General features: G+C 61.9%; 1 protein-coding gene and 1 pseudogene. Both read right to left on the reverse strand.

The window, feature by feature from the left end; all coding sequences use genetic code 11:
• Nucleotides 1–743, reverse strand: a 743-nt coding sequence (gene istB, locus AC0L3K_RS40440; protein ID WP_473368190.1) for an IS21-like element helper ATPase IstB, incomplete at its 3' end; no start/stop codon positions are given.
• Between the two features lie 8 nt (nucleotides 744–751).
• Nucleotides 752–2,242, reverse strand: a pseudogene (gene istA / locus AC0L3K_RS40445) (IS21 family transposase); the annotation flags it as partial.
• Nucleotides 2,243–2,356: the final 114 nt, after the last annotated feature.

A 2,356-nucleotide genomic window follows, 5' to 3' on the forward strand; every position in this document is an offset into this window, starting at 1 on the left:
CGGGTGGCGTGATCGTCGTCGCGGCTTTTGAAGCGCCAGCTGTCATTGCCGGTCTCGACGATGTCACAGTGATGGGTCAACCGATCGAGCAGCGCGGTGGTCATTTTGGCGTCGCCGAACACGCTCGGCCATTCGCCGAAGGCGAGATTGGTGGTCACGATGACGGAGGCGCGCTCATAGAGCCGGCTGACGAGGTGGAAGAGAAGCTGGCCACCGGACTGGGCGAAGGGCAAATAGCCGAGTTCATCCAGCACAATGAAGTCCATCCGGGTCAGATGCTCGGCGAGCCGTCCTTGCCGTCCGTTGCGGGTCTCGGTCTCGAGGCGATTGACGAGGTCGACTACGTTGAAGAAGCGGCCGCGGGCACCGGATCGGATGCAGCTTCTGGCGATGGCAATGGCCAGGTGGGTTTTGCCTGTGCCGGTGCCGCCAACCAGCACGACGTTGCGTTGTTGGGCGATGAAGCCGCCGCCAGCAAGATCATTGACGAGTGTCTGATTGATCGGCGTGCCGTCGAACTGGAAGTCGGCGATGTCCTTGGCAAGCGGAAGCTTGGCAATGGTGAGCTGGTATTTGATCGACCTGGCTTGCTTCTCGTTGATCTCGGCGTTGAGCAGGTCGCCGACAATGCGCTGAGGTTCGTGCTGGCGCTTGACGGCAGTTGCCATGATCTCGTCGAAGGCAGCCTTCATGCCGTAGAGCTTGAGTTCGCCCATGAGGTCGAAGATTTGGGTTCGTTCCATCAGATGGTCCTCCGGAGGTTGTCGTAGCGGGCACAATCGGCGATCGGTGCATGACGGAGCGTCAGTGCGGCTGGCGTCATGATGTTGGCCGGTGGGGCGGGTTCACGTTGACGGGCGAGGATATTGAGAACGACATCGGCCGAATGGACGCTGTGACTGAGCGCTTCGGCACAGGCCGCTTCCACCGCGGGCAGACCGTCAGTCAGCACCGCGTTGAGGATGTCGACCATCTGCCGATTGCCGTCGTCGGTGCTGGCAAGCTTGCGCCGGATCCGCTCGATCGCGGCTGGCAGCACCCAGTCTTTGAAGGGAGCACCGTTGCGCAAGGCGCCGGGTTTGCGGGCGAGCACCGGCACATAATGCCAGGGGTCGTAGACGGTATCGCCGCGGCCAAAGGATCGCGGGTGCTCGGCAACGATGCGTCCATCCTGACGGATCACGATGCGATCGGCATAGGCTTGAACCTCGACCGGTCGTCCGACTGCGCTGGCTGCGACCGAGTACTTGTTGTTGTCGAAGCGCACCAGGCAGGTCTTCGAGACCGATGCCGTCACCGCATGGAAGCCGTCGAAGCGGCCGGCATAGGGAACGAGTTTGGGGCGTTCGGCTTCGAACACTTCCCAGATCGTCTGATCGACCAGCTCCGGATGGCGATGAACCTTGGCGTAGGCGATGCATTTGTCGAGCAGCCAGGCGTTTAACTCGTCGAGGTTTTTGAACCGCAGCCGCGGCGTGAAGAAGCGTTCCCTGACCAGCCCGACCTGGTTCTCGACCTGCCCCTTCTCCCAGCCCGACGCTGGCGTGCAGGCGACCGGATCGACCAGATAGTGGCTGCACATCTGCAGGAAGCGGCGATTGTAGAGACGCCCTTTACCGACGAAGATCGTCTCTACGGCGGTCTTCATGTTGTCGTAGATGCCGCGGGTGCAGGTGCCTTTGAACAGGGCGAACGCCCGGTCGTGGGCGTCGAACACCATCTCCTGCGTCTCCCGCGGATAGGCCCGCACGAACAGCATGCGGCTGTGACAGAGCCGGACATGGGCGGCCTTCACCATCACCGTGGTGCCGCTCAGCAAGACCACCTCGTGGCTCCAGTCGAACTGGTAGGCTTCGCCTGGGGCAAAGCTTAGCGGGACATAAGCAGCCGCGGTCGATTGCCCGCGTTCCTTGCTCCACCGCCTGGCGTAACGCCGCACCGCATCGTAGCCGCCGTCATAGCCACGGCTGCGCAGCTCTTCGAAGATCCGGATTAACGTCAGCTGTTCACGAGCCGGTTTGGCCGCGTTCGCCGCCAGCAGTCCGTCGAGCTCTACTGCCCATCGTCCCAGCTTTGGCCGCGGCTGCACTTGCCGCTCGTACTCGAAGGAGGTCTCTCCTGACCTCAGCACCTTCCGGACCGTGTTCCGCGACACCTTCAGGTCACGGGCAATCTCCTTGATCGTCTTGCCCTTGATGAAGTGCTCGCGCCGAATCCGCGCAATCGTCTCCACGATCAGCATCCTCGACCACCTGCTTCATTCCAAAGCAGGCAGCGCAACAGACCAACCTATAGGGGGTCAATTTTGGACGCCGATCCCCCGGCTTAGGGGGTCAATATTGCAGGCCGAATGACA

This window comes from Bradyrhizobium sp. MI1.10, from assembly GCF_055811035.1.